We start from the raw sequence: 26,097 nt of genomic DNA on the forward strand, positions 1-26,097 counted from the left end.
CGGCTTTTCCTTCTTTTTCGTTTTTGGTAAAATAAGAAACGCTACGATGAGGAGGGGGAAAACGGATGCCCAAAGGCGAAGGAAAAGTGATCGCCCAAAACAAAAAAGCGCACCACGACTATTTCATCGAAGAAACGTATGAAGCCGGCCTCGTTTTGCAAGGGACGGAAATCAAATCGATCCGCAACGGCCGGGTGAACTTGAAAGATTCGTTCGCCAAAGTGGAAAAAGGGGAAGTGTTTCTCCATAACATGCATATCAGTCCGTATGAACAAGGCAACCGCTACAACCATGATCCGCTGCGGACGAGAAAGCTCCTTTTGCACCGCCGCGAAATCAACAAGCTGATCGGCTACACGAAAGAGCAAGGGTATACGCTCGTGCCGCTCAAACTGTACATTAAAAACGGCTTTGCCAAAGTGGAGCTCGGGGTGGCCAAAGGGAAGAAAAAATACGACAAACGGGAAGACATGAAGCGGAGAGAAGCGCAGCGCGAAATCGAGCGGGCGTTTCGCGAGCGGCAAAAACTATAGAGGGTTGGTGATTCAAAGAAAAAACGGGAGATCCCAATTCTTTTTCTATTAGAGAAACTTTGTCAGATCGACATGCCTTTCTCGTCCAGCGCCGCCGATCTGGGCGCAAAACCCGTTTTTCACCAGCCTTATAGGGAGTCGGTGGTGTATGGGAAAAACAGTTCTCAATCGAATCTTCTCAAGTGGAGAAGCATTGAAACATCGGCTCTTCTTTCCTGGCGAACTCCATCGCTTTGGCAAAAATGACCGTTTTTCACCGGGGTTGAAAACATTCCCATTGAAAATGCGCATCGCCATGGTATAATAAATAATGCAACAGCCAGTTATCCATCGCTTACGCTATTCCGATCTTTCTTCGCCACCGCGGGGACGATCCGGATTCGACAGGGGTAGGTCGAGCTTAAGCGGCGAGCCGAGGGGGACGTCCTCGTAAAAACGTCACCTAAAGATAACTGGCAAACAAAACTACGCTTTAGCTGCCTAATTGCTGCAGCTAGCTCCTCCCGCCATCGCCCGCGTGGCGTTCGAGGGGCTCATATGAAGCGGGCTACGCCCAAATCCGCTGCCTGAGGATGAGGGAAGAGACGAACCAGGCTAGCCGCCGGGATGCCTGTCGGTAGGCGGAACGGACGGCGAAGCGAAATATACCGACTACGCTCGTAGATGCTTAAGTGGCGATGCCTCTGGACGTGGGTTCGACTCCCACCGTCTCCATTTCCAACATCCGAACGGTTCGGATGCGAAATCGTGAAACCCTTGATGCGACCGCGTTTGCGGTCGTTTTTCATTTTTGGGGAATCCTAAAGAGATCGATAGAATCCGAAAAAATTTTGCACGGATTTTGCACCGCGTTTTTACCTTGCATTGTACGTTGTTTTTGAAGATGTAACATATTTTGAAACAGATTGCGTTAAAGACTTTGATGCTGATGAAATATTGGAAGTAGTGCTTATTTCCGCCACTCAATCGCTTGAAAAAGTTCAAATAGTAACCGACGGGGTGAACATCATCATGATTGAGGCGGGGAATGTAGAGTGGCACTCACTTTGAGCGCAATGCTTAAGGGTAATTCTTACAATGCGCGCATACCGTTGGCCCGATATTTTTATACAGTTTTGAGAAACAGAAAGAGATTTGTCGGCTGCCCAAAAACGCGGCGATGCATGGCCCCATCACTGAAGTGGTTGTCAGCGGTACAAATACGGGGTGCCGTAGTATTCCGTCCGGTTGAGCTCCGGGTATTCCGAAGTGAAATGAATGAAAATCGGGCACCAATCACAAAACGGGTACGTGTGAAAAAAAGCGCGGTCGCCATAGCGAATGGCTTCGAGCGCCAACGGCAATTCTTTCTTGAATACGTTCGCCCGGCGCGCATTTTCTTGCCGGCCCATTTGCCGGTTGCCAATGAATACATAGAGAAACAATACTAGCTGTTGCCCGGCTTGTTTCCATTCACCGAGCACTTCATCGCGTTGAGAAGTGAGCTGATCAGTGACAAATGCGCGGGAGACGGTGAGAAATAAGGCGCCAGTCGTGTCCGAGTGGGTTAAGGTGTACAGACGGCCGTTCACTGGTGACAGCTGGGTGATTCCAGCGGTCTGGGTGACGTGCAGTCGCTCGGGAGAAAGGTGTTTCATGGCGGTCCTCCTTCTGTTCTGGAAAGTGGATGATCTCATTCATCTATATGTGCCTTTATTGGCGGCGATGACAAAACAAAACCGAACGGGACGGTCGATCCGCGTTCGGTTTTGCTTTATGGTTTTTCATGAGGTGGCGGTGGTTGCTTCTTTGTCCGCAGCGGCTTCATGATGGGCCAGCGGGGCGGCAGGATCGGCCCATTGCGGGCGCCAGGCGATGCAAAGCGCCCCGCCGATGATGCCGAGAATCGTGCCGACTAAGAAGCCGCCCAAGGCGCCCATGATCGACAGAATGGCACTGAACATACCGATGATGCCGAGCAAGGTGGATAGCCGCGGCATGGCGTAGGAAAGAATCCCCATCAACATGACCATGCCGCCAAGGAAAAAGCCGACGAACACCATGCTTCCGGGAACGAGAGAAATTTCGTATAGCTGCATCGGAACCCATAAAATCACAAGGCTTGATAACAAGAGAAACGTTGCCCCCCAAAATGGGCGGCGTTTCCGCCAGCGACCGAACGCCTGCCAGCTAGAACGAATGATGCCCAATGTTTCTCATCCTTACTGAAATTAGTTGAGTTTTTCAAAGTACACTTTCATGCCCGGCAGCGACACTTTTTGCTGGAATAAGTAGACGGTTTTGATATCACCGTTTTCGATCGTAATGCTGTCGGCTCCTTGTGTGAATTCTTTGGCCGCTTTCTCGACTGGGTTGCTGGTATCGCCGACATAGCTTTCTTTCATCGTCAAGCTGCCGAAGGAGATGTTGCCGTTGATTTGCGTCGCTTTTTGCACGAGGCCGTCAATGGAGACAGGCTCGCTCGCGACAATGACGACGCGAATGCCCAAGGCCGGGAAGTCTTTCGAAATCCGAAGACCTTGAATCGTCGCTTTATCCATTTCATTGACGAAGACCGGCGTCTGCGGCGCATTGCCTGCTTCCGCCACGCCGCCGTACATTTTAAACCCGCTGCCATTCAGTTTGTCAAATTGAACGGTAAATTCGCCGACCCCGCTGATTGGTACGGCATAGGCGACGCCTGTCAGCCCGAAGATCGACAGCAAGGCTCCGAGAAGCAGGAACCCTCCCAACAGTGCGGCGATCAGCGGCTTTTTCGCCGTGCGCCCCCCAATGATGACCGGTTTTGTTGCCATTTCCATGGCGTTTCTCCTCCCCCTTTTTTTGAATGATCAGCGCTGTAAGCGCTTTAGTGAATCTGTTTAAATTTTATGACAATTATACATTCCATCACATCCCTATGTTTGTCGGATTTTTTAAGTGCTCTTGGACAACCGTGACGGGCAAAAGAAGGAATTGACCGATCGAATTAAGAAAGTAGATGATCAAAGTAGTCGATCACTAGCGGGGATGCGGGGGGAGGATGGGGATGTCGAAGGAATTAAATGATCATTTGCTTCGTTTGCTTCATGAAGCGGCCGACATCTTGCACAGGTATGCGGCGGAATTGAACCGGGAATGGAAGCGGATCGGCGAAGCGCTTGGCAAGCGGAATGCGCGGGTTCAAGAGGTGTTTTCCACGCTGTGCGCATTCGTTCAGGCAAGATTGCTCCCGTACGGGGGCGAACATCCAGCGAATGGGCATCTCGAACGCATTGCGGCGTTTCATCCGGAGATGATCATATTTTCCCTGAATTTAATGGAAAATACGGTTCATCAAGTGTTGAAGGCGCATGCGTCAGCGGCTGCTGCGCTGCACCCAGCCGTGCGGTATTTGTTTTTCAAATGGAATGAATGGTTGTTGTATGAAGTGAATGAGCAATCATTCAAAATCGGCGGCGATTCCTCGTGGAAAAAAGAATCCTTGTGGAAAGATGCCGTCATTTTGTTCAACGAATGGATTTTGCGGGCGCAGACGTTTGAGGAATCGGCGGCGCATATTTGTTTTGGTTTTTCCTATTTTCTTCCTTTCAGCCGCTGCGCTCTGTTTCAATTTGTCAATCAGGAGAGCACAGCCATCGGTCTGCACGGGCATGGCGTGGACAATGGGCAAATTCAGCGCTTGCGCGTGGAATTGGACAGCATTCCGATGTTGAAAGAAAGCGTGGGGAAATTGAAAGCGGAAGTGCATGAATTTCGCCATTTTCGTCCGATTTATGTGCCGAGGGCGAGCGAACAGTTTCCGCGCCTGTATGTGGATTTGTTCGGTTTGGCCTCACTGGTGATCGTTCCGGTGTATGTGCCGACGGAAGGGCGGATGATTGGAGGCGTCGTTCTCGATCGTGGGTCAGGCCGTTTCTTTGAGGTCGACCGCCGCCTGTTTCCCGCGCTGATGAAATTTGGCCAAAGCGCGGGGGAGTTGCTGTTGAAATGGATCAAGGCGCCAAAAAAAGAATGGGAAGGGATGGCGGAATCCTTGTCGCCAAGAGAAATCGAGATTTTGAAGCTGCTCGCCGACGGAGCCTCGACATTGGAAGCGGCCTGTCAGCTTTATTTGAGCGAATTTACGGTGCGCGACTACATTTCCAGCGCCTTAAGGAAACTCAACGCGAAAAATCGGACGGAAGCGGTGGCAAAAGCGCTGCGTCTTGGGTTGATCGGATGATGAGGCGGACCGGTCTGTCCGGCCGTTTCATTTCACACCATTTTCGCCGATTGCTCACCGTTTGGACACAGTTTTGTTCTATACTGCCTACTGAAAAACATGAAAACATGGCAGGGGGGAAAACTGTGGAACAAACGGTGAAGGCGGCGGACAAACAGCGGCCGATGTATGCGGCGGTCTGGAGGTGGCATTTCTATGCCGGGATCATCTTTGCGCCGTTTCTGATCATTTTGGCGTTGAGCGGGGCCGTCTATTTGTTTAAGCCGCAGATCGAATCGGCTCTGTACGGCCATTTGTACGAGGTGGACAAGGTAGGGGAAAAAAGGCTGTCTCTCGTTGAGCTGACGGAACGGGTCAAGGAGAAATATCCGCATGATTCCGTTGTCTCTGTGACGCTTGAGAAAGAAGCGAATCGGACCGTGAAAATCGGGATGATGGACAAAGGGGAAATGGTGTTTGCTTTTGTCAATCCGTATACCGGCAAAGTGCAGGGGGCGCTGCGCGCGGATGAGAATTGGACGGAAATCGCGAAAAAAATCCACAGCGAGCTATTGATTGGCGGAACGGCGGCCAACCGTTTTGTAGAGCTGGCGGCTTGTTGGGGCTTTATTTTGTTGGCCACGGGCCTCTATCTTTGGTGGCCGCGGCAATCATTCTCTGTTCTCGGGACGTTTTGGCCGCGCTGGCGGGCGAAAAAACGGTTGGCTTGGCGCGATTGGCATGCAGTGACAGGCATATGGTTGAGCATCGGCATTTTGCTGCTCATTGTGACGGGGATGCCGTGGACAGGGGTCATGGGGGAAGCGATCAACCGCGTGGCGACGGCGACAAACACCGGGTATCCGCCGTTTGCGTTCAGCTTCGGACCGAAGCCGGAATCGAAAGTGGTCACCAAAGACGTGGCGCAAGACGTGCCATGGGCGGCCGAGCAACTGCCGGTGCCTTCTGTTCATACACACAACACGACTTCGTTGTCGCTCGATGACGTGTATGCGATCGCCGAGGCGAAAAAGGTGAAAAAGCCGTTCACGATTTCGCTGCCGCAAGGGCCGAAAGGGGTGTTTACCGTTGCGACATCGAAGACGAAGCCGTGGGATAACGCCACCTTGCATATTGACCAATATTCGGGACGGGTGCTGAGCGATGTCCGCTTTTCCGACTACGGCGCATTGGCCAAAGCGATTACGATTGGCATCGCGTTCCATGAAGGGCGGTTGTTTGGGCTGGCCAATCAGCTCGTCAATCTCGTTTTTTGCCTCGGGCTTGTGTTTTTGTGCGTCAGCGGCTTTGTCATGTGGCGCAAGCGCAAGCCGAAAGACGGTTTCGGCGCTCCGGCGCGGGTGAAAGACCCTCAAGCGGCGAAAACGGTGTGGGGCGGCATGATCGCTGCAGGAATTGTGATGCCGTTATTTGCTTTGTCGCTCGCCGCAATTTGGCTGTTTGATCGTTTTGTTGTGCAAAAGATTCCGAGCATTCGCCGCTTTCTAGCGGCGTAAACATCTTTGGAAGCGGCTTGAATGTCCTTGAGCATCAGGCCGCTTTCTTTTCTCGACGTTGGGTTTTTTTGTCATGTTCTGCATGGGGCGGCATATGGATAAAAAGGGAATCTTCTTCAGCGCATCAAAAGGGAGGAAATGAGAATGAACCAGCCCTACGCGTCCCATGCTTCGTCACCGCAGCTCATTGCCCTGGTTGACCCGTATGTGTACCACGCTTTCCAAGCTTTGAACGGCAAAGAAGTGGTGGTGGAAACAGTCCGCGGTTCGATCCAAGGAACTGTGAGGGATGTGAAGCCGGACCATATCGTCATCTCGGCGCATCAGGCGGTTTATTACATCCGCTTGGCGCAAGTGGTGTCTGTTCGCCTCAGCAATTAATGGAGAGGAGGAAAAGAGTCGTGGTATTTCAGCGGATCGACCGGCTGGCGATCGAATTGCCGAAGCCCAAGTACGCGGACCCCAATGCGGCTGCCGCTGTCCAGGAGCTGCTTGGCGGCCGTTTCGGAGAAATGTCGACGTTAAACAATTATTTGTTTCAGTCATTCAATTTTCGGCAAAAAAAGAAGCTGCGCCCGTTTTACGAGTTGGTGGCGAGCATCACCGCCGAAGAGTTTGGCCATGTGGAGCTCGTGTCCAATGCGATCAACCTTTGCTTGACCGGCTCCACCCATCCGGGTGATCCGGATGCAGCGCCGATGAAGGATGCGAAAGACAAGCGCAATACGTATCATTTTATCGCGACGGCGCAGACGGCGTTTCCCGGCGATTCGATGGGGAAGGCGTGGACGGGGGAGTACGTGTTCAACAGCGGCAACTTGATTTTGGATTTGCTTCACAACTTTTTCCTTGAATGCGGAGCGCGCACGCATAAAATGCGCGTCTATGAAATGACGGACCATCCTACCGCCCGCGAGATGATCGGCTACTTGCTTGTGCGCGGGGGCGTTCATATTTTGGCGTACGCCAAAGCGATCGAAGTGGCTACGGGGGTCGATGTGACGAAACTGCTGCCGATCCCGAAGTTGGATAACCGTGTGTTCGACGAGGCGAGAAAGTATGAGGATCAAGGCGTCCACCGCCGGCTTTATACGTTCAGCGATCGCTATTACAAAGAAATCGTCCGCATTTGGCAAGGAACCCATCCAAGCGATGGACAGCCGCTCGAGGTGGTCGAAGGAGCGCCCCAAGGGGGGGCGATCCCCGATTTGGACGAAGTGCCGGAAGAATTCGCCCCCGGGATTTCGGCTGAAGATTTTTTCGAAATCGCCAAGCGGCTGCAGCGGTCGGCAGGGTTGTGATGAGGCGCCCAACGGCGCCTGATTTTTTTGGAAAGCCGGTCGTTGAACAAAAAGGGCGGCGCAACGAAGAGATGACGCCAATGTTGTTTTTTCCCTTCACTTGAGCGTCCACGATTGGAGGAATCGCTATCTTTCTTCATGTTGTCCGCCGGCGGCGCGGGCCGCAGCGGTTTGGAGCACGTCGAGGAATGTTCGGGCGCTTTTCGGCAAATACCGTTGTCGGTCGAGGATGGCGGCGGCTTCCGCTGTCATGGAAGAGTCGATGATCTCAAGCACCTTGATGCCGGGGAGGCGAAACAAGGCTACAGTGGATTGCGGCACAATGGTGGCCCCGAGGCCTTGGGCGACAAGGGAGAGCAATATGGTCGCGTCCGGGCATTCGCATAGAACGTTCGGTTCAAAACCATGGCGGCGGCATTCCTCGATGACCCGCTCGTACTGTCCGGCGCCGTGCACCCGGTGGAGAAGGAGAAGCGGCCAATCAGCAAAATCGCGCATGCATAACGCGGTTTGGCCGGTTTTCCATTGCGCCGGCAGCACGCCGACATAACGTTCGCCGGGCAGACGGATGACGTCGTAATCAGCCGAGTCGATCGGCAGGCGGACGATGCCGATGTCAATGTGCCGCTCGTAAAGCAGCTGGCAAATGGAAAATGTATCTCCTTCACGGAGATGAAAGGTCACGTTCGGGGCTTGTTCATGGAAGTGACGGATGGCTTGGGCCAAATAGTAAAAGCACGATTTGACGCAGCCGATCGACAGCGTTCCCGCCGTTCCCTCTTCGATTTCTTTTACTTCCGCTACGGCGTCATCCAGCTGGGCGAGCAGCCGTTTCGCCTTTTCGTAAAACGCTTTGCCCGGTGCGGTGAGCTCCATTTTTTTTGCCTTCCGGTCAAATAAAGGAACGCCGAGCTCTTCTTCGAGCTGCTTCAGCTGCTGGCTGAGCGGCGGCTGGGCGATATGAAGCTTTTGCGCCGCTTTGGTGATTTGCCCCTCTTCGGCAATCGTGACGAAGTATTTCAGCTGCTTCACATCGATCATGGCCGTGACTCCTCTCTTGCTTCCATATCTTTTTCGTATAGGATGGTTGATCATTTTTGTATTTTTCATATATGAAATCATATGTTATATTAATTTTGAACATTCTGAATGATAGCGCTTCCTTATCTATTATACGTGAAAACGGGGGGAATGAAAATGCCGGCCAAAACAGGTCAGGAGTATATGGAGCGGCTCAAGCGGGCGAAAAGCAGCGTGTACATCCACGGGGAAAAAGTTGAGGATGTCACTGTTCATCCGGCGTTCCGCAACGTCGTCCGTTCGATGGCGGCGCTTTACGACCGGCAATATGAAAAGCCGGAGAAAATGTTGTACCGGTCGCCGACAACCGGGCAGTTCGTCGGCATGACGTTCATTCAGCCGACAACCATTGACGAGCTCATCGCCCGCCGCGAGGCGACGCAAGAATGGGCGCGTATGTCGGCGGGGATGATGGGCCGTTCTCCCGATTATTTAAACGCGGAAGTCATGGCCATGGGCGTCGCCAATGATCTATTTGCCGAAGATGATCCGATGTTTGCCGAAAACGCGAAAAACTACTATGAGTACGCGCGTGAAAACGACATCAGCTTGACGCACACGCTCATCCATCCGCAAATGAATCGCGCCAAGGCGCTTCATGAACAAAACGATGCCGATGTGCCGCTCCATTTGGTGGAACGGCGAAAAGACGGGATCATCGTCAGCGGCATCCGTCTGTTGGCGACGCAAGGCGGGATTACGGACGAAATTTTAGTGTTTCCATCAACCGTGAAAAAATCGACAGCTGGTGAAGACCCGTACGCGCTCGCCTTTGCCATTCCGAACAATACGCCGGGCGTCAAGTTCATTTGCCGCGAGGCGTTTGACTACGGGCGGAGTGCGTGGGACCATCCGCTGGCGTCCCGCTTTGAAGAGGGCGATGCCATCGTTTCGTTTGAAAACGTGTTTGTGCCGTGGGAGCGCGTGTTTGTTTGCGGCAATTCATCGATTTGCAACCGGACGTTCCGTGAGACGAACGCGGTCATTCATATGTCCCATCAAGTGGTGGCGAAAAACATCGTCAAAACGGAGTTTTTGCTCGGTGTCACGCTTTGTCTGATCGAAGCAATCGGCATCGGCGAATTCCAGCATGTGAAAGATAAAGGGGCGGAAATCATGCTCGTCCTCGAGACGATGAAGAGCCACCTGTACCGGGCTGAGCACAATGCGAAGCGAGACCGCTGGGGAACGATGACGCCGGATTTTGCCGCGCTCGATGCCGCGCGCAACTGGTATCCGCGCATTTATCCACGGCTTTCGGAGATCATCCGCATTTTAGGAGCATCGGGGTTGATGGCGATTCCGACTGAAGCCGATTTCCATCATGAAGAAATTGGAGATATCGTCCGCCGCGCGATGCAAGGGGCGACGGTGGACGGCTATGAACGCGTCCAGCTGTTCCGTCTCGCCTGGGATCTCACGATGAGCGCGTTCGGAGCCCGACAGACGCATTACGAATATTACTTTTTCGGAGATCCCGTTCGGATGGGGATGGCGTATTTTGACGGCTACGAAAAAGAGCCGTATAAACAGTTTGTACGCGAATTTCTGCGCGGCGCCAAAAGCGTGTTCATTCCTTCCGACAGCCAGCGGTGACAGTGCAAATTGAGTTGGATTTTTCGAAAGGGGAGAAGGATGATGACATTTTCCATTATTCGCTGCGCCCGCGCGGTGCTGCATGTGACCGATTTGGCCGCCGCCCGCGATTTTTACGAACGGGTGCTTGGGTTTGTCGTGACAGAAGCGGATGAGAGCCATTTGTATTTGCGTGGACTTGAAGAATATCATCATCATAGCCTTCTATTGAAAAAGGCGCCCCGCCCCGCGGTCGAGGCGCTTGGCTACAAAGTCGGTTCCGAGCAGGAATTGGAAGCGCTTTATGAATGGTTTGCGGCGCAAACGCTGCAGCCGAAATGGCTGGAAGACGGGAGCCAGCGCGCCGTCGGTCGGGCATTTCGCGTTCAAGATCCGTCCGGGCTGCCGCTTGAGTTTTTTGCCCAGATGGAGAAAACAGAGCGGCTTTTGCAGCGGTATGACTTGCACCGCGGCGCCCGCGTGCAGCGCATCGATCATTTCAACTGCGCGGTTAGAGATGTAAAGAACGCGTACGACTTTTATGTCCATGGTTTGGGCTTTGCCTGCTCGGAGTATACGGAAACAGAGGATGGGAAACTTTGGGCTGCATGGCTGCACCGGAAGCAAAACGTCCACGATTTGGCGCTGATGAACGGAAAAGGGCCGCGCCTTCACCATATCGGGTTTTGGCTGCCGGACCCGCTCAGCCTGATCCATGCGTGCGATGTGCTGGCGGCGGCCGGATATGCGCCGAACATTGAACGCGGGCCGGGCCGCCACGGATTGTCGAACGCCTTCTTTGTCTATTTGCGCGACCCGGATGGCCACCGAATTTTTCGGCCCTGTTTTTTTAGAAAAGACNGCTGCCGGACCCGCTCAGCCTGATCCATGCGTGCGATGTGCTGGCGGCGGCCGGATATGCGCCGAACATTGAACGCGGGCCGGGCCGCCACGGATTGTCGAACGCCTTCTTTGTCTATTTGCGCGACCCGGATGGCCACCGAATTGAGCTGTATAACGGCGATTATTTGACGAGCGACCCCGATTTTCCGCCGATCCGCTGGGATTTGGACGATCCGCGCCGTCAAACGTTCTGGGGGCATGCGGCGCCGGACAGCTGGTTTGAAGAGGCGTCCGTCGTTCTTGACGTTCACAGCGGCCAGCCGATCGAGCCGAACGAACCGACATTGGCGAAGCGGAAACCGACCTTCCTGATTTAGAAAAAGACCGCCGCCCTTCTGCTCGGTTTTCGGGATCATGATTATATATGATTTTATCGTTGATTTCATATATAATAGTGTGTACAATATAAATAAGATTCAGAAAAATAAAGCCAATAGGGGGCAAGGGGATGGCATACCACGAGGCGAAAGAACGGCTGCGCGGCTCGATCGCGCCGGTCGTCACGCCGTTTGATGAGGAAGGAAACGTTGATTTTGCGGCGCTCGCCGCGCTCATCGATTGGCATATTGAAAGCGGCACGCACGGCATTTCCGTCACGGGAACGTCGGGAGAGCCGAGCTCGCTGACGCTTGAAGAGCGAAAACAGGTGATGGAAACGGCGAAAAAAGCGGTGGAGGGTCGGGTGCCGTTCGTGCCGGGGACGGGCTCGACCAACCATGCGGAAACGATCGAGCTGACCAAATTTGCGCAAGAGATTGGGGCCGATGCCGCGATGGTCATCGTCCCGTATTACAACCGTCCGTCCCAGCAGGCGCTGTATAAACATTTTAAGGCGGTGGCCGAGGCGGTCGACATTCCGATCATCGTCTACAACATTCCGGGGCGGACGGCGGTCAATTTGGAAGTCAAAACGTTGGCGCGGCTGGCCGAAGATTGTCCGAACATTATCGGCGTGAAAGAGTCGAACAAAGACTTCGAGCATGTCAACCGGGTGTTGTGGCATTGCGGGCGCGATTTCCTTCTCTTTTCCGGCATCGAGCTTTTGTGCTATCCGATGCTGGCGATCGGCGGCGCCGGATCGATCAGCGCGACGGCGAACGTCGTGCCGCATAAAGTGGCCGAGCTGCACGACGCTTGGTTTGAAGGCGACATCAAGCGGGCGCAAGATCTTCATTTTGAACTGATGGAGCTCAATGATGTGCTGTTCATTGAAACGAATCCAGGTCCGGTGAAAGCGGCGCTCGGGATGATGGGGAAAATCACCCCGAAGCTCCGGCTGCCGCTCGATTTGCCAAGCGAAGAACATCAGCAGCAAATCCGCCGCACGCTCGTCAAATACGGCTTGCTGGCCGAAGAGACGCGGGACGAAGAAATGCAAAAAGCGACATAAAACAAGCGCGTGCAACCGGTCACGAGTGTTGATGATTCGTTGCTTCCCGAAAACAGAGCGCCATGCAGCTGCACGCTCCGTCGGCAAGCGAACCGCTTGCCGACGGCGGCAGAAAAGCCGGGAACAGTGCTTTCTCAACTGATTTTGATTGGTTCATCAACACGCCTGGCAACAGGCATATTAGATGCAACGAAATCGTTTAACATATCCTTGACGGAAAAGTGGCTCATCCATTTTTGACTGTCGAAGGCAAGCCGCAGGCTTGCCTCCGTCACGCCAAAGCGCGATCAAATGCTCGGTAAGAGCTGCAAATGGTAAAGCTTCAAATGGCATCGATACAGATGAGGAGGATACATGATGGCGAATGTGCGCTTGCGTCTGGCCGGCATGAGGCGGACGATTGAGGCAAAGGCGGATCCGCACGGCGGGACGGTGTCGTTTGGCGGGCAGACGCACCGCATTGATGAATTGGAATGGGACGCGCCTATTGGCGGGGCGATGTACGGGGTGGCGCTGAATGATGGAAAGGAGTGGGCGGCGCTGTCAAAAGAGATGAACGCCCCGCCGTATGAAAAGCCGCCGGAAGGCCCGGTGCTGTATATGAAGCCGGCAAACACCATCAACGCCCATCGGCGTCCGGTGCTTTTGCCTCGTTGGGTGAAGCATCTTCAGGCTGCTCCGGCGCTCGGGCTGGTGATCGGGCGGACGGCGGCGCGCGTGCGGCGCGAGCAGGCGCTCGATTTTGTATTCGGCTATACGATCGTGAATGATCTGTCGATTCCACACGAGCAGCGGCACCGCCCGGCGGTGAAGGAGCAGGCGCGCGACGGGTTCGCCCCAGTCGGCCCGTGGATCGTGCCGAAAGAGGAAGCGTCGCCGCTGTCATCCTTGACCGCACGCGTATACGTCAACGGGCGCCTCGTCCAGCGTGCAGACCCGAGCCGCTTTCGCCTTCCAGTCGAACAATGGCTTGCTGAGGTGACCGAATTTATGACCCTTTACCCAGGCGATGTGCTGTTTTTCAGCTGGCCGGCCGATGCGCCGCTTGTTACAGCAGGAGATGTGGTGCGCATCGAAATCGAAAGGATCGGTGTGTTGGAAAATGAAATCGCCCTGGAACAAGGAGGCGATGAATGATGAGGCGGGCGCGTGTGGCCTGGAACGGAATCGTGACCGAAGCCGAGCCGCTCGACGATGGCCGCCTCCGCCTGCCGGACGGAACGATCGTCGGGGAGCTTGAAGTGATGTGGCTTCCCCCGGTGGAGCCGGGAGTGATCGTGGCGCTTGGATTGAATTATGCCGAGCATGCCGGCGAATTGTCTTTTGTTGCGCCGAAAGAGCCGCTTTTATTTTTCAAAGGGAAAAATACGCTCATCGGCCATCGCGGCCGAACTGTTCGGCCGGAGGGGGTCAACATGATGCATTATGAATGCGAGCTCGCGGTCGTCATCGGCCGCCCGGCCAGCCGGGTGAAAGCGGAACGGGCGTACGATTACATTTTCGGTTACACGATTGCCAACGATTACGCTGTTCGCGACTACTTGGAAAATTACTACCGGCCGAATTTCCGCGTCAAAAACCGCGACCGGACGACGCCGCTAGGCCCGTGGATCGTCAGCCATGAGGAAGTCGGCGATCCGATGGCGCTTCGTTTGCGGACGTATGTCAATGGGGCGGTTGTGCAGGAAGGATATACGGGCGATATGATTTTTTCGATCCCGTATTTGCTTGAGTACATCACCGAATTCATGACGCTCGCGCCTGGCGACGTGATTTTGACCGGCACGCCGAAAGGGGCGGTGAACGTCCAGCCCGGCGATGAAGTCGTGGCCGAAATCGAACGCATCGGCCGGCTGATCAATTACATCGTCTAGCCAAAGGAGGAGGAATGATGCCGCACTTTATTTTGGAATACACGGCCAATATCGGCGAAGAGGCCGATATTCGCGGCTTGCTTAAAAAAATTCACAGCGTGTTGATCAAGCGGAGCGATTGGTTTCCCGTCGGCGGCATCCGCTCGCGCGCCATTCGGCTTGACGAGTATTATGTGGCTGATGGGGCCGAAGACGATGCGTTTGTGCACGGGACGCTGAAAATCGGCGCCGGGCGTCCGGAACAGGTGAAAAAAGAAGTCGGCGACGAGCTGTTTGCCGTGATGAAAGACCATTTCGCCCCGCTGTTCGCCAAACGCTATTTGGCGCTGTCGCTTGAGCTGTATGAATTCAACGAGGCGGGGACGTATAAACACAACAACATTCATGCGCGTTATCGGACATAGCGGGAGGGGAAACGAATGGCAGTGCAACCAAAAGTGCTTCATTATATCAATGGGCAGTTTGTGGAAGGGGCAGCCGGTGCGTATTTCGACAACATCAATCCGTTTACGAACGGGACGATCAACCAGATAGCCGAGGGGCGGAAAGAAGACATCGACGCAGCGGTCCGGGCGGCGAAGGAGGCGTTTGATCACGGGCCGTGGCGGACAATGCCGGTCGAACGGCGCCTTCGTTACCTTTTCCGCATTGCTGACTTGATTGAGCAGTATGCGGACGACATCGCCTATTTAGAGGCGCTTGACACCGGCATTCCGATCAGCCAGGCGAAAAAGCAAGCCGCCCGCGCGGCGGAAAACTTCCGCTTTTACGCGGAAATGGTGAAGACGCGCCTTGTTGGCGAGGCGTATCATGTGAATGGTCAGTTTTTAAACTATACCGTTTATAAACCAGTCGGCGTCGCCGGGCTCATTACGCCGTGGAATACGCCGTTTATGCTGGAAACGTGGAAGGTGGCTCCCGCGCTGGCGACCGGCAACACCGTCGTCTTGAAGCCGGCCGAATGGTCGCCGTTGACGGCGAATAAACTGGCGGAAATCATCGATGAAGCCGGGCTGCCTCGCGGGGTGTTCAACGTCGTGCACGGGTTTGGCGAAACGGCGGGCGCCGCATTGGTTGCCCACCCGGATGTGCGCCTCATCTCGTTTACCGGCGAGACGACGACCGGCATGGAAATTATCCGCAACAGCGCCGCAACGTTGAAAAAAACATCGATGGAGCTCGGCGGCAAGTCGCCGCTCATTGTGTTCGCCGATGCGGATCTCGAACGGGCGCTCGATGCGGCGGTTTGGGGCGTGTTTTCGCTCAATGGCGAACGGTGCACGGCCAACTCGCGGCTGCTGCTCGAGCAGTCGATTTACGACGAATTTGTCGCCCGGCTCAAAGAGCGCGTCGACCGCATCGTCATCGGCGATCCCATGGCTCCAGCGACCGAGCTTGGCCCGCTCATTCACCGTGCTCACTGGGAGCGGGTGAACCGCTATATTGACATCGCCAAGCAAGAAGGGGCGGACGTCTATGCCCCCAGCGTTCCAACAGGGTTGGAAAAAGGCAATTTTGTGCCGCCAACGTTGCTGCTTGGTTGCCATAACGGCATGAGGGTGGCGCAGGAAGAGATTTTCGGACCGGTCATGGCGGTCATGTCCTTTGCGGATGAAGAAGAGGCGATACGGCTGGCGAACGATGTGAAATACGGGCTGGCGGCATACGTCTGGACGAACGATATGAAGCGCGGCCACCGCGTCGCCCAAGCGATCGAAAGCGGGATGGCGTGGGTCAACTCGCCGAACGTCCGCGATTTGCGCATCCCGTTTGGCGGGACGAAATACAGCGGCATCGGCCGCGAAGGTGGGCATTACAGCTTTGATTTCTATACGGAAGTGCAAGTCGTCCACGTCGCGGTCGGCGACCCGCCGATCCCTTCGTTCGGCAAGGCGAAGCCGCCTTCCGCTTTGTCTGCAGAACAGAAATAACAGCTGGTCAACATATATTATGTGATATATGATAGATGTATGGAAACGAAAGCGAAAAACAAAACCCAATTGGCTTACGAGTATATTCTTTCCCGCATTGAAAACGGCGTCTATGGCCCGGGATACCGCGTCGTCATCGACCAAATCGCCCGCGAGCTTGGACTCAGCAGCATCCCGGTGCGCGAGGCGATCCGCCAGCTCGAGGCGGAAGGGCTTGTCGAATTTAAGCCGTATACAGGCGCCGTTGTGAGCAACATCAACGAGAAAGAATATATCGAGACGCTGTCGGTGTTGGCTGTGCTGGAAGGCTATGCGACCGCGCTTGGCTCCGCCAATTTGACGAAGGAGGCGATCAACGAGCTTGAGCGGTTGAACGAATGGATGGAGCGGGCGCTTGAAGAGCTGGAGCTGGAACGGTTCAGCGAGCTGAACTATGAATTTCATTCCTTGATTTACGCCCATTGCGGCAACGCCTACCTCGAAGAGCAAATCAAGCAAATTTGGCAGCGGATGAAGCGCATCCGCGCCTACGGCTTCACCTTTGTGCCGCAGCGGGCGAAAGCATCGATCGAAGAACATAGAGAGATCATCCGTCTGTTGCGTGAACAGGCGCCGCCGCATGAAATCGAACAATACGTTCGTCAACACAAAATCAACACCGCCGAAGCGTTTAAGCGGCGGCGCTGATCTTCTTCCGCCGGGTGGAGGCCTGGCGGGAGAACGATGATTTGAAAGCGTTGTCAATATAAAAGGGGGGCAAAAAAAGATGAAAAAAGGAATGTCTCTATTGATGGCGGCATTGTTGCTCATTTTCCTTGCCGCCTGTGGGAAGACGGCGACATCGGGAGGAGAGGATGAAATCAAAATTGGCGCCATTTTTTCGGCTTCCGGCGGGGCGGCCCCGCTTGGCAAACCGGAGATGGAGACGGTCAAAATGCTCGTTGAGCAATGGAACAAGCAAGGCGGCATTGATGGAAAGAAAATCAAGCTGATTGCCTATGATGACAAGTCCAACCAAAATGAGGCCGTATTATCCACGAAAAAACTCATCGAACAAGACAAAGTCACTGCCATTATTGGCGGCACGATCAGCGGCAACTCCTTAGCCATGATTCCACTCATTGAAAAAGCAGGCATTCCGTACATTTCCCTCGCCGCAAGCAAACAAATCGTCAATCCAAGCGATGGATCCTCGCGTCATTGGACATTTAAAACCGCTCAAGGGGACAATATCGTCATCCAGAAGCTGCTTGGTTTTTTAAAAGAGAAAGGATGGACGAACGTCGCCTGGCTGAACGTCGCCAATGCATACGGAACGAGCGGGCATGAAGAGTTTGTGCATTATGCCCCGGAATATGGGGTGAAAGCCGTCATCGAAGAGGAGTTTGAGGCGACGGTCGATGATGCGAAAGCGATGTTGACAAAGGTGAAAAAAGCGAATCCGCAAGCCATTATCGTATGGGGAACAGCGCAGGAATCGGCGGTCGTCACGAAAAACATCCGCCAGTTGGGCATTGAGGCGCCGATTGTGGAAAGCCATGGCATCGGCACGAAAAGCTTTATTGACTTGGCCGGGGAGGCGGCCAACGGCGTATGGTTCCCTGCCGGGCGCATTTTAGTGGCCGATCAGCTTCCGGACAGCGACCCGCAAAAAGAAACGCTGCTAAAATACAAAGAACAGTTTGAGAAAGCGTACGGCTATGCCCCGACAACGTTTGGTGGACATGCGTGGGATGCGTTCCATTTGTTGGTCAATGCGATCAAGGAGGGCGGCGCGGATCAAGAGAAAATACGGTCGGCTCTGGAGAATACAAGAAAATTTATCGGCATTTCGGGCGTCTTCCATATGTCGAAAGACGACCATACAGGGCTTGACGCCGACAGTTTGGTGATGGTGCAAATTCAAGACGGCAAGTTTGTCCTTGCCGAGCAGTAAACAGGGAATGAGGTCGCTAATTCCCTTTTGTTCCACCTAACCGTTGAAGGAGGGACGGGGCATGGAAGCGTGGAGCCAGTTTGTGCAGCTGTTGTTTTCCGGGCTGACGGTCGGCAGCATTTACGCGTTGGTGGCGCTCGGGTTTGTCATTACGTACAGCGTGACCGGCATTTTAAATTTGGCTCAAGGCGATTTCGCTATGTTGGGGGCGTTGTTTTGCATTACGTTGGTCAATAACGGAGTGCCGTTTGCCGCGGCCATCGGTTTGAGCATGCTTGCGGTGATGGTCGTCGGTGGGCTGTTTGAGCGGCTGGCGATTCAGCCGGCGCGCCGTTCGCCTGTCGGGGTGCTCATTATCATTACGATCGGGGCGTCGTTTGTATTCCGCGGGATCGCCTTGCTTGTTTGGGGGACGGATCCGTACGCGCTGCGCCCCTTTACGGGCCATGGGGCGCTTGAGGTGTTTGGAGCGGTCATCCAATGGCAAAGCGTCTGGGCGATCGTCATTTCGCTCGCAAGTTTTGCCGCCTTGCATCTGTTTTTTCACCGAACATACATCGGCAAGGCGGTGGCGGCCTGCGTCATCAATCCGTTTGCCGCTCGGTTGATGGGGATTGACATCCGCAAAATGTCGCTTGGCGCGATTGCCGTCAGCGCCGGTCTTGGAGCGCTGGCGGGAATCGTCATCGCCCCGATTTCGGGCGCGTCTTATGATATGGGAATGATGATCGGGCTGAAGGCGTTCATCGCCGCTGTTGTCGGGGGATTGACGAACGCCCCGGCGGCGATCGCCGGTGCGTTTCTCGTCGGGCTGCTTGAATCATTTGCGGAAGGATACTTGTCCTCGGGGTACAAAGAAGCGATCAGCTTCGGGCTGCTATTGCTTGTTCTGTTTTTCATGCCAAACGGGCTGTTTGCCAAGATGACAGGAAAACGAGTGTAAGGGGGGCGGATGGATGGAGCACGGTCAACGAATGACGGATGGACGGAAACGATGGCTCTTGCTTGTTGGCGCAGCCGTCTGGCTCGGCCTCCCTTGGCTCGTCTTCGGCAATAACTACGTGCTAAGCACTCTGATTCTCATCGGGCTGTACGCGCTCGTAAGCACAGGGATGACGCTGTTGATGGGGTATGCGGGCCAAATTTCGCTCGGCCAGGCTGCCTTTTACGGCATCGGGGCTTATGCGTCCGCCTATTTGACCGCGCATGCGGGATGGCCGTCTTGGCTGGCGCTGGCTGCCGGCGCGGTTTTGGCTGCATTGGTGGCGCTTGTGGTCGGCATTCCAGTTTTTCGGCTGCGTGAGCATTATTTGGCGTTGGCGACGTTAGGCTTTGGCGTCATTATGTTTACATTTTTCAAGGAATGGAAAGAGATCACGGGAGGGCTGAATGGTTTTTTTGGCATTCCGCCGATCCGTATAGCCGGGGTTCCGTTGCAAAGCGATCTCCAGTTTTACTACCTCGTTTCGTTGTTTGTTCTGGCCGGGTTATGGTTTGCCCATAATATTGTCCGCTCCCGGGTCGGAAGGGCGCTGCGGGCGATTCATGGAAGCGAGGTGGCAGCAAGCTCCCTTGGGGTGAACATTATGAAATACAAGCTGCAAATCTTTATGCTCAGCGCGGTCTACGCTTCGATTGCCGGGAGCTTATACGCCCATTACGTCACGTTTATCAATCCGGATTTATTCGGCATCGTCCCTTCGATTTACTTTTTAATCATGGTGGTCATTGGCGGGACAGCCAGCGTATGGGGAGGACTCATCGGCGCTGCCGTCTATGTCTGCTTAGGAGAATGGCTCAAAGCCGTTGTCCCGCTGTTGCTTCCGAATGCCGGCGGAGAGTTTGAAATTGTCTTTTTTGGCTTGTTGTTGGTGGTCATGTTGATTTATATGCCGAACGGGTTGACGGGTGTGATGCAAAAGAGGATGCGGCGCTTTTTGGAAATGGGCGGACGTCAAGAGAAGCAGATAGCCGCAGTTGAGGGGCATAAGGCGCGTTCGATCGGAGGGGAGCGGGGATGAGCGCAGTGTTGCTCGAAGTGGAGCAATTGTCCAAGTCATTTGGCGGCGTTCAGGCGGTGCAGAACGTGTCCTTTCACGTGAAAAAAGAAGAAATCGTCGCGGTGATCGGGCCGAACGGGGCAGGCAAAACGACCTTGTTCAATATGATCAGCGGCATTATTCCGCCGACGAGTGGTCTCGTTCGTTTTCAAGGAGCCATGGTCAGCGGCAAACAACCGCACGAGTTGGCGATGCTGGGAATGACAAGGACGTTTCAAAACTTGCAGCTGTTTTCTGATATGACGGTGTTGGAAAATGTGATGGTCGGATTTCATTCACGGTTGAAGAGCGGAATCCTCAGCGCCGGCTTTCGGCTGCCGCGTACGGTGAAAGAAGAAAGGCAAGCGCAGAAACAGGCGTTTTCCTGCCTCGAGCAGGTCGGTTTGGCCCATCTCGCCTGCAAGCGGGCAGGCACGCTGCCATATGGGATGCAGCGGCTCGTGGAAATCGCTCGGGCGGCTGTGTCTCGTCCTTCGCTCATTTTGCTTGACGAGCCGATGGCCGGGCTGAACCCGCAAGAATCAAAGCAGCTCGTTGATGTGTTGCTGGCGATGAGGGAACAAGGCTTTACCTTTTTGTTCGTGGAACATGATATGGAAACGGTGATGGCGATCGCCGACCGGATCGTCGTCCTCGATTATGGGAAAAAAATCGCCGAAGGGGCGCCGGAAGAGATTGCGCGGCATCCTGATGTCATCAAGGCGTATTTGGGAGAGGAGGCGGTCTGATGCTCGTGCTTCGCAACGTTCATGTCTACCACGGCCATTTGCACGTGTTAAAAGGGGTCAGTTTGCAAGTGGACGAAGGAAAAATCGTCACTGTTGTCGGCGCCAACGGGGCGGGCAAAAGCACGCTGCTCGGCACGATTGCCGGCGTCTACGCTCCAACCGAAGGGGAGATTCTTTTTGAACATAAACCGCTTCCATACGGAAAGGTGGAGCAAATTGTTGAAAAAGGCATTTGCCTTGTGCCGGAGAGGCGGCAAATTTTTGACAGCCTGTCCGTGAGGGATAACTTGCTGCTGGGGGCGTACCGCCGCCACCGCCGCGACGGACAGGAAGTGAAGCGCGACTATGAGCGGGTGCTTGAACTGTTCCCGAAACTGCAAACGATGCTCGACCGTCCGGGAGGACTATTAAGCGGCGGCGAACAGCAAATGCTGGCGATCGCCCGCGGGCTGATGGCGAGACCGAAGCTGCTCTTGCTTGACGAACCATCGTTAGGGCTGGCGCCGCTTGTGGTCAAGGAAGTGATGGGGATGCTGACACAGCTCTGCGATCAATTTCAGACGGCCATGATTCTTGTCGAGCAAAACGTGCGTGCCGCCCTGCAGACAGCGGATGAGGCGTATGTGTTGGAACGGGGAAGCATCGTGGTGCACGGGAAGGCCGCCGAGCTGCTTGCCGATGAGCGGGTGGCAGAGGCGTACCTTGGAGCGGCGGGCCGCCGATGACAGCCGTATATCGTCGTTGTTTCTTTCCTCTATTTCTGCTATGATGGGGGTAGATTTGACCCTCATTTCGGCATGAATGGGTCTCAGCCATAGAGGCAAGATGTCGGACGAAGCGCCCGTCGTGTGGAAACATCAAGAAGGGAAGCCGTCCAACCGCCAGCTGAAGGCGTAGGGCTGCTGGATGACGAAAAGGGAAGGATGGGAGAACCGTATGGATGATCGTACATTTCGCAGAGCCATGGGAAAATTTGCGACCGGCGTGACGGTCGTGACGACCGAATTTCAAGGGGAAGCGAAAGGAATGACGGCGAACGCGTTTATGTCCGTTTCGCTCGACCCGAAACTTGTCGTCGTCTCCATTGGTCACAAAGCGCGAATGCATGACATTGTCAAGCAAACGGGGAAATTTGCCGTCAACATTTTGCGGCGCGATCAAGAGGAGTTGTCGCGCTTGTTTGCCGGCCAGTTGAAAGAAGAACGCCATGTTTCGTTTGATTGGGTGAACGGCCATCCGATTTTGCCGGAGGCGTTGGCGAATATTTTATGCAACGTCCACAGCACGTACGTGGCCGGCGATCATACGCTTTACTTTGGGGAAGTGACCGATATTTTGATGAAAGACGAACCGGGCGACCCGCTCTTGTTTTTTGAAGGGAAGTACCGGAGCATTGGACAATAAGCGCCCTTGGATGGATCGGGGCCGCTATGTCGATGCGGGGACGACGCAACAGGCGGTTCAGCCCGTCATCTTGCGTCCCGGCCGTTTCCATGGCGCTATTAGAAAAGGTGTCCCGCTGTTTGGGACACCTTCGTTGTTATTTTTTCAATACATCGTGATCAACGTACCGTTCGCCGTTCAGTTCGCTGATGACGTTGATGGCGACTTTCGCCCCGTCACCCGCTGTGATGATCGTATGAACGCTGACGCCGGCCACCGTCCCCGCCGCCCAAATGCCGTCGATGTTCGTTTTGCCATTGGCGTCGACGTCAATCACCGTTTTAATGCGCGGCTCCGTGCCCGGTTTGGTGCGCAGGCCGATTTTTTCCGCCAGATCCGTGGCGACGCCGGTGGCGAAAATGACGTGTTTCGCCTCAAAGGAGCCGTTTTCCGTTTCGAGGCGGAAGCCGCCGTCCGTTTTTTGCACGTCTGTCACTTGCGTTTCCACCAATTCCGCGCCGAATTTCGCGGCTTGCCGTTTTCCTGTTTCGACCAATTCCGGGCCGCTGATTTCCGGAACACCGTAATGGTTTTCCACCCAAGCGCGCTTGGTCATGCCTTTGTCGCTGTCAAACAACACTGTTTTCTTTCCCGCTTTGGCGGCGAAGATCGCAGCGCTCGCTCCCGCCGGTCCAGCGCCGATGATGGCGATGTCGTACATCGTGACCGCCTCCTTGTTTTGAATATTGGCACTATCATTCATTACTTTATCACAAATGGAAAAAGGGTCCAAATGATCTGCTTTTTATTTATAATTGCTATCATTTTATATTTACTTTAAATAATTATGGGCGTATAATAGATACCAAACACGCAGCAAAGGGGAGGAAACGCGTGAATAAACCGGCCGTTTGTGAACAGTGCGGCCAGCCGTTGCGGCGGCTGAAACACTCACTGCTTTGCCAATGCGGGACGAAAATTGTGGTTCAAAAATCATATCGCTAAAAACGATTTCCTGTTTCTGTCGTATTCAACCGGCGAATGGCGCCGGTTTTTTTCTGTCCTCATTTGGGGTGGCGGCGAATATATAAAAGTAAAACCGCATTTTTCACAAGGGTTGGTGCCGCTGATGCACGACAAACGAGATTTGGGCGCCCGCTTGGCCGCTTTTTACCGAGGGATGGCGGAGTGGGTGGGACAAAAGCAGAAGTATTTTCCTCTTCCATCCCATGAAGAGAGCCGGGATCAGTTGCTTGCTTACTTATATATGAGGGAGCATATGCCGTCGGATTTGCATGAAGCGATGGAAGACGCCGGATGGCGGCTCGAGGGGCAAGAGGCTCATCTCATCGACGCGATCGAACAAGTTTTGGCATATTTGCGCACGCGGGTTGATGGCGGATGGGAGCTTCGAAAGATGACAAGAAAGGAAGCGAAACAGTTGCTTCATAAACGGGCGGAGGCAGTGTTCGGAAGCCCAAGTTCTGTTCGGCCGACACGCATTATGGTGACGATGGACGAGGCATGGGTGGATGAGCCGGGGCTGATCGAGCGGCTGCTTCTTTATGGCATGGACATTGCCCGCATCAACTGCGCCTACGGTTCTCCAGAAACGTGGGAGGCGCTCGTGGCCATCATTCGTCAAGCCGAGAAGCAGTTGGAGCAACAGCTGCAGGGGAGGCGATGCCGCATTTACATGGATCTGCCGGGGCCAAAAATCCGGGTCGACCGCTTGGCGGTCAACGCGGGGCCGATGAAGCTCTCTGTGAAGAAAAATCTATATGGAGAGCCAATGGAGCCGCTCTTCGGCCTCATTTCCTTCTCTTCTTCCCCGCCGCCGTCTCCGCTCCCCCGCGATGTTTCATTCTTGTGGCAGTTGACGGCTGAGGACGGAGCGACCGTCGAAGAAGGGGATGAACTGCTGTTTACCGATGTGCGCGGAAAAAAACGAAAACTTCGGGTCACGGAACAAATCGCGCCGTCTTGTTTTAAAGTTCTTCTTTCGCGGACGGCCTATGTGCAAAAAGGGATGAAACTGCGGCGCGGGTCGGCTTCCTTCACTCTATGTTCTGTTTTGTTCATTCCAATGAAAGCGTTTGTCACGGTCGGTACACCGCTGTATATTTATTTCGATGACGCTGCGTTTGCACAGGCGCAGAATGGATGCGGTGTGAAAATGACGACGACGTTGGCGAAAGCGTGGCGCAATGTGCGGGCGGGAGACCGCCTTTATTTGAACGACGGCCAAATTGCAGCGCGGGTCGTGAAAGTGCACGAGCGGCATGTAGAGGCCAAAGTCGTTGCCGATGGCGGAAAGCGAAAAGCGATTAAGCAAGGAACGGGCATCCATCTTCCCGATTCGTTTCTCCATTTGACGGTTCCGCCGCTCACCGACCGCGACCTTGAATGGATTCCGTTCATCGCGAGATGGGCGGATATCGTCGGGCTGTCGTTTGTTCAGGCCCCTCATGACCTGCGAAAGCTTTATCATTTGCTTGCCGAACAAGGGGCTGGTTCTCTCCCGGTGATCGCGAAAATCGAAACGCGGGCGGCGCTTCATAACTTCGTTCGCATCTTGCTTGAGGGATTGAAGTTTCCGGCGTTTGGTGTGATGATTGCGCGCGGCGATTTGGCCCTGGAGATTGGATTTGAACATCTTGCGGCCGCACAGAACGACGTTTTGGCGCTATGCCGGGCGGCTCACATCCCGGTCATTTGGGCGACGCAAGTGCTTGAACAAATGGCGAAAAAGGGAATTCCGTCGCGCGCGGAAATCTCGGATGTTTTTGTTGGAAAACAGGCGCAATGCATCATGTTGAACAAAGGAAGGCATATTGCGGAGGCGGTGCGCTTATTGTCGTCGTTGTTGGAAAAGGAGGAGAGGCAGAGTGGATCGCTGGCGATGCCGAAAACGGACGGCGAACGGATGAACCTGCTTAACTTGTGGGAGGATGAAGGGTGAGCGTTGGCCACTGCTTCCGCCGTCTGTTTGAGAAATGAGCCGCGCCAAAAAAGGAGTCCTGCTGTGTTAGGGGGCTCCATATTTTTTGTCTAAATGTAAACCTATATAAAAATAAAGTTGACAAATAAAAAACACATCAGGCACAATAGAAACAAATATTTGGAGAGGAGGGAAGATGTGCGAATCCATTCCTTTGTTTGGGCGGCATTTTTTGCCGCGTTGACGGCTGTTGGTGGGTGGATCAAAATTCCGGTGCCGTATGTGCCGTTTACGCTGCAAATCGCGGCGGTGTACTTGGCCGGCTGTCTGCTTGGCCCAAAAATCGGAGCGCTTAGCCAACTTCTATATGTCTTGATTGGGCTGGCGGGCGCGCCCGTGTTTGCGGAAGGAGGCGGGCTCGGTTATATTTGGAAGCCGACGTTTGGCTATTTGCTCGGTTTCATCGCCGGGGCGTATACGTGCGGCTTGCTTGTCCGCCGCTTTCAATGGACAAGAGCGAGAGACATATTGATGGCGAATGCAGCGGCATTGTTGGTCGTGTATGTGTTTGGCTGCGCGTGGCTGTACATAGCGATGAAATGGATCGCGGGGGCTCCGCTTTCCATCGGCCAAACGCTATGGTTCGGCTTTCTTCTCCCGGTCCCGGGAGATCTCGTGCTTTGCGCCGTTTGTTCGGTCATCGCGGCGCGCGTATGGCCGCGCGTCCGACCGATCATGATGACTCGAGGGATGGGGGGATAA

The 26,097-nt window shown here is 54.4% G+C and carries 25 protein-coding genes, 1 other RNA gene and 2 pseudogenes; 23 read left to right on the plus strand and 5 right to left on the minus strand.

All coding sequences use genetic code 11. The annotated features are described in order from the left end of the window. Positions 1-65 precede the first annotated feature (65 nt). Complete coding sequence (gene smpB, locus T260_RS132920; protein WP_011232513.1) at positions 66-533, plus strand: SsrA-binding protein SmpB; 468 nt, start codon at positions 66-68, stop codon at positions 531-533. Between the two features lie 365 nt (positions 534-898). Continuing rightward, positions 899-1,250: a transfer-messenger RNA gene (gene ssrA, locus T260_RS1000000138630) on the plus strand. A 470-nt stretch (positions 1,251-1,720) separates the two neighbouring features. Here the strand turns inward: ssrA and T260_RS132915 are convergent. The 3 genes from T260_RS132915 to T260_RS132905 form a co-directional block, all read right to left on the minus strand. Beyond that, on the minus strand, positions 1,721-2,170 hold the full coding sequence (locus T260_RS132915; protein ID WP_013524577.1) for a staygreen family protein: 450 nt from the start codon (positions 2,168-2,170) through the stop codon (positions 1,721-1,723). Between the two features lie 126 nt (positions 2,171-2,296). Then, a complete protein-coding gene (locus tag T260_RS132910; protein ID WP_011232511.1) occupies positions 2,297-2,722 on the minus strand; it encodes a DUF6114 domain-containing protein in 426 nt (141 codons plus the stop codon). 21 nt (positions 2,723-2,743) lie between these two features. Beyond that, entirely contained in the window at positions 2,744-3,334 is a 591-nt protein-coding gene (locus tag T260_RS132905; RefSeq protein WP_011232510.1) for a DUF6230 family protein, read from the minus strand. 227 nt (positions 3,335-3,561) lie between these two features. On the opposite strand from T260_RS132905, the gene T260_RS132900 reads away from it, so the two are divergent. The 4 genes from T260_RS132900 (at position 3,562) to T260_RS132885 (ending at position 7,534) form a co-directional block, all read left to right on the plus strand. Then, positions 3,562-4,737: a helix-turn-helix domain-containing protein gene (locus T260_RS132900; protein ID WP_023633692.1), complete on the plus strand. Its 1,176-nt coding sequence runs from the start codon at positions 3,562-3,564 to the stop codon at positions 4,735-4,737. Between the two features lie 125 nt (positions 4,738-4,862). Then, positions 4,863-6,233 (plus strand): PepSY-associated TM helix domain-containing protein, encoded by a 1,371-nt coding sequence (locus T260_RS132895; protein ID WP_023633693.1) that lies wholly within the window; start codon positions 4,863-4,865, stop codon positions 6,231-6,233. A gap of 144 nt (positions 6,234-6,377) precedes the next feature. Next, positions 6,378-6,614 (plus strand): YuzF family protein, encoded by a 237-nt coding sequence (locus T260_RS132890; RefSeq protein WP_013144273.1) that lies wholly within the window; start codon positions 6,378-6,380, stop codon positions 6,612-6,614. A gap of 20 nt (positions 6,615-6,634) precedes the next feature. Continuing rightward, complete coding sequence (locus T260_RS132885; RefSeq protein ID WP_023633694.1) at positions 6,635-7,534, plus strand: manganese catalase family protein; 900 nt, start codon at positions 6,635-6,637, stop codon at positions 7,532-7,534. A 126-nt stretch (positions 7,535-7,660) separates the two neighbouring features. On the opposite strand, the gene T260_RS132880 is transcribed toward T260_RS132885, so the two are convergent. Further along, positions 7,661-8,575 carry a LysR family transcriptional regulator gene (locus tag T260_RS132880; protein ID WP_011232505.1) on the minus strand — a complete coding sequence of 305 codons (915 nt, stop codon included), beginning with the start codon at positions 8,573-8,575 and terminating at the stop codon, positions 7,661-7,663. A 156-nt stretch (positions 8,576-8,731) separates the two neighbouring features. Here T260_RS132880 and hpaB point away from each other — a divergent pair, with 156 nt between their 5' ends. From hpaB to T260_RS132815, 15 genes and pseudogenes are all read left to right on the plus strand, one after another. Then, on the plus strand, positions 8,732-10,210 hold the full coding sequence (gene hpaB / locus T260_RS132875; RefSeq protein ID WP_021321751.1) for a 4-hydroxyphenylacetate 3-monooxygenase, oxygenase component: 1,479 nt from the start codon (positions 8,732-8,734) through the stop codon (positions 10,208-10,210). Positions 10,211-10,252: 42 nt separating this feature from the next. After that, a pseudogene (gene hpaD / locus T260_RS0119920) lies at positions 10,253-11,011 on the plus strand (3,4-dihydroxyphenylacetate 2,3-dioxygenase); the annotation flags it as partial. Positions 11,012-11,052: 41 nt separating this feature from the next. Next, a pseudogene (locus T260_RS1000000140755) lies at positions 11,053-11,409 on the plus strand (VOC family protein); the annotation flags it as partial. A 131-nt stretch (positions 11,410-11,540) separates the two neighbouring features. After that, positions 11,541-12,482, plus strand: coding sequence for a 2,4-dihydroxyhept-2-ene-1,7-dioic acid aldolase (hpaI, locus tag T260_RS132870; RefSeq protein WP_020278416.1), 942 nt, complete (start codon positions 11,541-11,543; stop codon positions 12,480-12,482). A gap of 357 nt (positions 12,483-12,839) precedes the next feature. Then, positions 12,840-13,619, plus strand: coding sequence for a fumarylacetoacetate hydrolase family protein (locus tag T260_RS132865; protein ID WP_025039297.1), 780 nt, complete (start codon positions 12,840-12,842; stop codon positions 13,617-13,619). Next, entirely contained in the window at positions 13,616-14,356 is a 741-nt protein-coding gene (locus T260_RS132860; RefSeq protein WP_011232500.1) for a fumarylacetoacetate hydrolase family protein, read from the plus strand. The genes T260_RS132865 and T260_RS132860 overlap by 4 nt, the downstream gene beginning before the upstream one ends. Positions 14,357-14,373: 17 nt before the next feature. Next, complete coding sequence (locus tag T260_RS132855; RefSeq protein ID WP_023633696.1) at positions 14,374-14,760, plus strand: 5-carboxymethyl-2-hydroxymuconate Delta-isomerase; 387 nt, start codon at positions 14,374-14,376, stop codon at positions 14,758-14,760. Between the two features lie 15 nt (positions 14,761-14,775). Next, on the plus strand, positions 14,776-16,287 hold the full coding sequence (gene hpaE / locus T260_RS132850; RefSeq protein WP_011232498.1) for a 5-carboxymethyl-2-hydroxymuconate semialdehyde dehydrogenase: 1,512 nt from the start codon (positions 14,776-14,778) through the stop codon (positions 16,285-16,287). 39 nt (positions 16,288-16,326) lie between these two features. Further along, positions 16,327-16,974, plus strand: a complete 648-nt coding sequence (locus T260_RS132845; protein ID WP_023633697.1) for a GntR family transcriptional regulator — start codon at positions 16,327-16,329, stop codon at positions 16,972-16,974. A 79-nt stretch (positions 16,975-17,053) separates the two neighbouring features. Further along, a complete protein-coding gene (locus tag T260_RS132840; RefSeq protein ID WP_011232496.1) occupies positions 17,054-18,223 on the plus strand; it encodes an ABC transporter substrate-binding protein in 1,170 nt (389 codons plus the stop codon). A gap of 61 nt (positions 18,224-18,284) precedes the next feature. Further along, the gene (locus tag T260_RS132835) at positions 18,285-19,166 is read left to right on the plus strand and encodes a branched-chain amino acid ABC transporter permease (protein WP_023633698.1); all 882 of its coding nucleotides are present in this window, start codon (positions 18,285-18,287) and stop codon (positions 19,164-19,166) included. A gap of 13 nt (positions 19,167-19,179) precedes the next feature. Then, positions 19,180-20,244: a branched-chain amino acid ABC transporter permease gene (locus tag T260_RS132830; RefSeq protein ID WP_014196690.1), complete on the plus strand. Its 1,065-nt coding sequence runs from the start codon at positions 19,180-19,182 to the stop codon at positions 20,242-20,244. After that, positions 20,241-21,011, plus strand: coding sequence for an ABC transporter ATP-binding protein (locus T260_RS132825; protein WP_011232493.1), 771 nt, complete (start codon positions 20,241-20,243; stop codon positions 21,009-21,011). Before T260_RS132830 ends, T260_RS132825 begins: the two co-directional genes overlap by 4 nt. Beyond that, positions 21,011-21,736, plus strand: coding sequence for an ABC transporter ATP-binding protein (locus T260_RS132820; RefSeq protein WP_011232492.1), 726 nt, complete (start codon positions 21,011-21,013; stop codon positions 21,734-21,736). The genes T260_RS132825 and T260_RS132820 overlap by 1 nt, the downstream gene beginning before the upstream one ends. Positions 21,737-21,947: 211 nt before the next feature. Continuing rightward, positions 21,948-22,415: a flavin reductase family protein gene (locus T260_RS132815; RefSeq protein WP_011232491.1), complete on the plus strand. Its 468-nt coding sequence runs from the start codon at positions 21,948-21,950 to the stop codon at positions 22,413-22,415. Between the two features lie 136 nt (positions 22,416-22,551). On the opposite strand, the gene T260_RS132810 is transcribed toward T260_RS132815, so the two are convergent. Beyond that, positions 22,552-23,115: an FAD-dependent oxidoreductase gene (locus tag T260_RS132810; RefSeq protein WP_011232490.1), complete on the minus strand. Its 564-nt coding sequence runs from the start codon at positions 23,113-23,115 to the stop codon at positions 22,552-22,554. A gap of 408 nt (positions 23,116-23,523) precedes the next feature. Here T260_RS132810 and T260_RS132805 point away from each other — a divergent pair, with 408 nt between their 5' ends. Together T260_RS132805 and T260_RS132800 are read left to right on the plus strand one after the other, a co-directional pair. Continuing rightward, a complete protein-coding gene (locus T260_RS132805; RefSeq protein ID WP_231293749.1) occupies positions 23,524-25,356 on the plus strand; it encodes a pyruvate kinase in 1,833 nt (610 codons plus the stop codon). 177 nt (positions 25,357-25,533) lie between these two features. Next, entirely contained in the window at positions 25,534-26,097 is a 564-nt protein-coding gene (locus T260_RS132800; protein ID WP_011232488.1) for a biotin transporter BioY, read from the plus strand.

Source organism: Geobacillus thermopakistaniensis, assembly GCF_000498995.1.
GTDB lineage: Bacteria > Bacillota > Bacilli > Bacillales > Anoxybacillaceae > Geobacillus > Geobacillus thermoleovorans.